We start from the raw sequence: 5,665 nt of genomic DNA, 5'->3' as shown, positions 1-5,665 counted from the left end.
GCCACCGCTTCGGGCGGCGGCCGACGTGCGGACCCGGAGCGACTTCGAGACGCGGTTCGCGCGGATGGCCACCCAGACCGGCGTGCCCTCGATGATGGCGCGGGTCCTGGTCTGCCTGTTCACCGCCGAGTCGGGCAGCCGCACCGCGACCGAGCTGGCTGCCCGGCTGCGGGTTAGCCCGGCCTCGATCTCGAAAGCCGTGGCTTGGCTGGAACAACGGGGTTTGCTGCGGCGCGAGCGGGACGGCCGCCGCGAGCGCTACCTGATCGACGACGACGTGTGGCAGCGGGCGTGGCTGGCCAGTATGGACGGGATGGCCCAGTGGGCCGAGGTCACCCGCAACGGCGCCGAGCTGTTCGGCGGGGACACGGTGGTCGGCACCCGGCTCCTCGTGACAAGCCAATGGCTCCAGCACATCCGGCAGGACATGGTCGACGCGGCCGAGCATCGGCGGCCGGTTTCGCCCGGCGCGTGGTGACGCCGGCGGCTGTCCACTGTGGACCGCGGTCTGGTTGGGCACTTTCGCCGTGATGGTCGGCTCCGGGATCGGCCGCGCACCCGCGCCGCCGGCGACCGGTATTCGAGCCGTCGCGAGACCTTGCGGCGTTGTCACGTCCCCGACGGTGAGGAACCTGCTCGCCCCTAGGATGCGGAGCATGACGCGATACGTCGACGAGGACCTGCGCGGTGCCGAGTTCCGCGAGTGCGACCTCTCCGGGGCACGGCTGATCGGTGTCGTCATGCAGGATGCCGTGATCGACGGGCTCGTCGGCAACCTCGTGGTGAACGGCGTCGAGGTCACCGAGTACGTCGAAGCGGAGCTCGACCGGCGTCACCCGGTGCGCGTGCTGCTCCGGTCCGAGGATCCCGCCGACCTGCGGGAGGCAGCGCGCCAGCTCCATACCGCCTGGGCCGCCACGATCGAGCGAATCCGCCGTACGCCGGGGATCGAGCGGCGCGGTGTGAACGACGAGTGGACGGCGGGGCAGACGTTGCGGCACTTGGTCTTCGTCCACGACTCGTGGTTTCGCCGGTGCTGCCTGGGTTCGGCCGGGCTGTTCACGCCGATGGGCATCGGGCCGACGGTCGAGCCCTACCGCGGCGCGCATGGGCTCGATGTCTCGCTCGATCCGGACCTCGACGAGATCGTGAGCGTGCGTGCCGCACAGGTCGCCGAGCTGGAGGCGTGGCTCGGCGAGGTCACCGCCGCGCAGCTCGCGGCGCCGGCGCCGGTGCCCGGCGACGACGTCTGGCCGCCCTATGCGCGGGGCCGCTCGGTGCGGCGGTGCCTCGGTACCGTGCTCAACGAGACCTTCGAGCACCACGGCTTCTGCGTCCGCGACCTCGATCTGATCGAGGCGCAGGACGCCGGGCCACGGGAGCCTGGGGACGCGTGATCAGCCCTTGGCCAGCACCTCGAGCAGTGCCGCCGAGAACTCCTTCGGTTTCTCGATGTGCGGGCTGTGCCCGGCGTCGGCGATGACCACCTCGCGGTAGTCGCCGCCCGCTGCGGCGTACCGGTCGAGGGCCGCTCGGGTCTGGGTGATCATCGGCTGCGCGGGGTGGGTGGCCTCGCCCGGCCAGCCGGGCACCGCGCCGAGCGCGCCGAGGTGGGCGAGGTCGAACATGGACGTGTCGGACACGATCTGGTCGTCCGCTCCCCGCACCCAGAGAATCGGGGGCTTGCGCTCGATCGCGTCGAGGTCGTCGAGGCGGAAGTGGGTGGGCGCCATGGTGTTGAGCACGCCGCGGGTGCCCGGGGCGACGCCCGGCCACGCGTCGGTCTTGGCGCAGTCGCCGGGGTAGTGGTCGTCGCCGACCCGGGTGGTGAGCATCGCCTCGACGAGGTCGTCGAGGCGGGCGGGGTGGAACGGCGGTTTGACGTAGAAGGCCAGCAGCACCTGGCGCGGCGAGAACGGCGACTCGTCCGACGTGTCGCCGTCCTTGAGCCGGGCGACGAAGTCCGGGTTGGCTCCGCCGCCGCCCGAGCCGGCGCCGGTCGCGTCGAGCAACTCGCCGTCCGCACCCTTGGTGCCGCCGAAGCCGTAGGGGGAGACCGGGTTGACCAGCGTCACGGTGCGCGCGAGCGCGGGGTGCTCGCGCAGCAGCTGCAGCACCACGCCGCCGCCCATGCTCCAGCCGACCAGGTGCGCGGCGTCGACGCCCAGTGCGGCCAGGGTGGCGGCCACGTCGTCGGCGTAGTCGCGCAGACCCCGCGTCGCGTCCACCGGCAACGGGTCGGTGCCGCCGAAGCCGCGCAGGTCCACCGCGATCGGGCGGTACCGCGGCGGCAGGTCGAGCATCGGCTCCTGCCAGAAGGCCGAGGACGAGACGTTGCCGTGGACGAACACGACCGGCTCGCCGTGCTCCCGGCCGGCCACTTCCAGTACGTGCGCGGTCAGCCGGTCGGTCGGCACCTTCGCCGAGGTGATTCCGTCGAGGAGTGTGGTCACGGTCGTCCCTTTCACGCCAGCCAGCTGGTCACCTGGGACATCGACGCCGACGCCCAGCCCAGTTGCAAGTGGTTCACCGAACCGACCAGCGCGGTCGCGGCGAGGTGGCCGATGCCGGTGCCGTCCAACGCGCTGGCCACGAACACGATGCCGTCGCTCGGGCCGCGGTTCTCGTTGAACACGCCGACTATGGAGGGTGAGCCGCCGGCCAGCAGGTACACCGAGACGCTCGCCGGGGTGCCGGCGGACTGGATGGTGGAGATCATCGACCCGGCGTCGATCGCGGCCTGGATGCCGGTCCCGTCGGTGTAGAAACCCTGGCCGCCGTAGTAGGTCGTGTACCAGTCCTGCTGCGAGCCGTCCACGCCGAACGTGCCGTCGAAGCGGGCCAGCATCTGCCGCTGCCCGGGGTAGGTGTCCCAGCCGGCGGTGGGCGTGATCGACAGTTCCGGGTGGTAGGTGTACGCGCCGTAGCAGGTCATCCTGGTGTGCGGGCTCGGCGCGTTGATGCCGACGCCGCACTCCGGCCAGATCGACAGGTCGTGCGCGTAGCCGTGCGCGAACGGGTAGTCGTAGCCACCGTTGGGCCCGCCGAGGGTGATCAGCTTACGCACGTCGCCGGCGTAGGCCCGTCCCCATGACGGCTTCACCGAGGACACGTACATCCGGGTGGACAGCTCGCCCTTGCTCCAGCCGACCAGATCGACCTGGCCGACGCCCAGCCGTGCCTTGATCAGCGCGATCGCGTCACCGACCTGCTGCGCCTGCTGGCGGTTCTCGCCCTGCTTGTGCGCGAAACCGATGGCGAACACCCGGTACCCCCGCGAGCTGAGGTACTGCATCAGCCCGGTCGACGGGCACGTCGCCGAGCCGCACCCGAAGCCGCCGGACTCGTTCGGATTGGCCCACGCCCGGTCGGGGTTGTCGTTGGCACCGTGGACCAGCAGCACCGGCGTGGCCTTCGCGCCGGTCGACCAGCCGGGCGCGGAGTACAGCAGGAACCGCGACGACGACGGCTGTGCCACCCCGCCGAAGAAGGTCAGCCGCTGCCCGTCCTGGTTGCCCCGTCCGTCCGGCGGGTACTGCTCGTCGGCGAAGCCCGGTGTGGTGTCGCGGTAGCGCTCCACCTTGTCCCACCCGTTGGCGACGGTGCCGAACGTCGCCTCGTTGGTCAGGTAGGCGGGCGCGGCCGCGGCAACCGGCAGCGCCGCGACTTCCACACCGACGACGATGGCGGCAGCGGCCACCAGGCTGAGCAGGCGCACGACGGGCTCCTCACGACACCGGGGGAACTCCGCCACTATCGGCCACTCGGCGAGCCGGGGCAATGTGCGCCGGCCACGCCCCGCGCGCCTCGGACATGGTCGTGGGCACCACATCGGGAGGTGCGGTCACGGGTCGCCGAAGATGGACGATCCGGCCGTGGGCTTGAACCGGGCCTGGAAGAACCTCAGGTGCGGTGGCTCGTAGGCGAAGGTCAGCCCGGACGTGATCCGGTCGCGGTCGCGGTGGACCGCGATGATGCCGTCCGCGACGAGGTCCAGGTGCGCTTGGGTGTAGACGCGGCGGGGGATGGCGAGGCGGAGCAGTTCCAGGCCTGCCGGGCGGTTCTCGCCGGTGACCGGGTCGCGGCCGGCCGAGAGGGCGCCGCGTTCGACGCCGCGGACGCCCGCTTCGAGGTAGACCGCGCAGGAGAGGGTCTGGGCGGGGAATTCCGTCCGGGGCACCTGGGGGAGGGCGGCCGCCGCGTCGACGCACACGCAGTGCCCGCCGGTCGGGCGCACGATGGGTACGCCGGCGTCACTCAGCCGCGTCCCGAGGTATTCGACCTGTCCGACGCGGGCGCGGAGGTGGTTCTCCGCCACGGATTCCGCGATGCCCGCCGCGATGGCTTCCATGTCGCGGCCGGCCATGCCGCCGTACGTGTGCAAGCCCTCGTACAGCAGGACGAGGCCGCGGGCCTGTTCGGCGAGCATCGGGTCGCGCAGGGCGAGCCAGCCGCCGATGTTGGCGAGCGAGTCCTTCTTCGCGGACATGACCGCGCCGTCGGTCGGCGCGCACAGGGCGAGGAGGATGTCCGCGACCGAACGGTCCGCCCAGCCGGGTTCGCGTTGCTTGACGAGCCAGGCGTTTTCGACCGCGCGGGCGGTGTCGAGGAACACCGGGATGCCGTGCGCGTGCGCCAGCGCGCAGGTCGCGGTCAGGTTGGCGACGCTGATCGGCTGGCCGCCCGCCATGTTGACGGTCGCGGCGAGGGAGACGTAGGGGATCGCGTCCGGCCCGGCCTCGTCGATGACCGCGCGGAGCTTGCCGAGGTCGACGTCGCCCTTGAACGGGTGCTCCGACGCGGGGTCGTGGGCTTCGTCGACGATGACGTCGTGGAAGGTCGCGCCGTTGAGTTCCTGGTGGGCGCGGGTGCTCGGGAAGTACATGTTCCCGGGGACGTGGGTGCCGGGCCGGATCAGGCAGCGGGACAGGATGTTCTCGGCGCCGCGGCCCTGGTGCACCGGGATGACGTGCTCGTAGCCGTAGAAGGTGCGGACGGCTGCCTCGAAGACGTAGAAGCTGCGCGCGCCGGCGTAGGCTTCGTCGCCGCGCAGGAGGGCTGACCACTGGCGGTCCGACATCGCGTTGGTGCCCGAGTCGGTGAACAGGTCGACGTAGACGTCTTCCGAGCGCAGCAGGCACGGGTTCCAGCCGGCCGTGCGCAGCGCCTCGTCGCGCTCGTCCCGGGTGGTCGCGCGCAGCGGCTCGACCATCTTGACGCGCCAGGGTTCCGGTGGGTAGGCGGGCATCTCAGACTCCTTCGCGTAGCCGGTTCAGCAGCGGTCCGGTCATCGCCGTGGTCACCAGCGCCAGCACGACCATCGCCGTGTAGAGGGCGCGGTCGAGCACGCCGAGGCTCAGCCCGATGCCGATGAAGACGATCTCGGTGACGCCGCGGGTGTTCATCAGGACCGCGAACACCCCGGCGGGCCGCGGATCGACGCCGCCGAGGCGGGCCCCCAGGTAGGCGCCGCCGACCTTGCCGAGCACGGCGACGACGACGATCACCGCGGTCTCGGCGGCGAGGCCCGCGTCGAGCAGGCCGAGGTCGACGGTGCGCCCGACGTGCACGAAGTACAGCGGTGCCAGCAGCCCGCCGATCGGGGCGACCAGCTCGGCCGGGTTCAGCGCCGGGACGGCGTGCCCGACGACGGCGCCGGCGAAGA

At 71.9% G+C, this 5,665-nt stretch carries 6 protein-coding genes; 2 read left to right on the top strand and 4 right to left on the bottom strand.

Annotated elements, in window-relative coordinates:
* A partial coding sequence (locus G3I65_RS02630) for a helix-turn-helix domain-containing protein (RefSeq protein WP_160694381.1) occupies positions 1–478 on the top strand: 478 nt, incomplete at its 5' end.
* 178 nt (positions 479–656) lie between these two features.
* Positions 657–1,397, top strand: coding sequence for a DinB family protein (locus G3I65_RS02625; RefSeq protein WP_166639566.1), 741 nt, complete (start codon positions 657–659; stop codon positions 1,395–1,397).
* On the opposite strand, the gene G3I65_RS02620 is transcribed toward G3I65_RS02625, so the two are convergent.
* From G3I65_RS02620 to G3I65_RS02605, 4 genes are all read right to left on the bottom strand, one after another.
* Complete coding sequence (locus tag G3I65_RS02620) at positions 1,398–2,453, bottom strand: alpha/beta fold hydrolase (RefSeq protein WP_160694377.1); 1,056 nt, start codon at positions 2,451–2,453, stop codon at positions 1,398–1,400.
* A gap of 11 nt (positions 2,454–2,464) precedes the next feature.
* On the bottom strand, positions 2,465–3,718 hold the full coding sequence (locus G3I65_RS02615; protein WP_160694375.1) for a triacylglycerol lipase: 1,254 nt from the start codon (positions 3,716–3,718) through the stop codon (positions 2,465–2,467).
* Positions 3,719–3,844: 126 nt separating this feature from the next.
* Positions 3,845–5,248 (bottom strand): tryptophanase, encoded by a 1,404-nt coding sequence (locus G3I65_RS02610; RefSeq protein ID WP_160694373.1) that lies wholly within the window; start codon positions 5,246–5,248, stop codon positions 3,845–3,847.
* 1 nt (position 5,249) lies between these two features.
* Positions 5,250–5,665: cation:proton antiporter (locus tag G3I65_RS02605; protein WP_203612256.1), on the bottom strand; the 416-nt coding region annotated here is incomplete at its 5' end.

The sequence above is a fragment of the Amycolatopsis sp. SID8362 genome, assembly GCF_010550475.1.
Lineage (GTDB): Bacteria > Actinomycetota > Actinomycetes > Mycobacteriales > Pseudonocardiaceae > Amycolatopsis > Amycolatopsis eburnea.
The sequence above is the reverse complement of the archived record's forward strand: the minus strand, read 5'-3'. Positions and strand labels throughout refer to the sequence as shown.

Excerpts from the sequence above, each read along its gene's own strand:
- G3I65_RS02625 (WP_166639566.1), top strand. The coding sequence starts at position 657 with ATGACGCGATACGTCGACGAGGACCTGCGCGGTGCCGAGTTCCGCGAG.
- G3I65_RS02610 (WP_160694373.1), bottom strand. The coding sequence starts at position 5,248 with ATGCCCGCCTACCCACCGGAACCCTGGCGCGTCAAGATGGTCGAGCCG.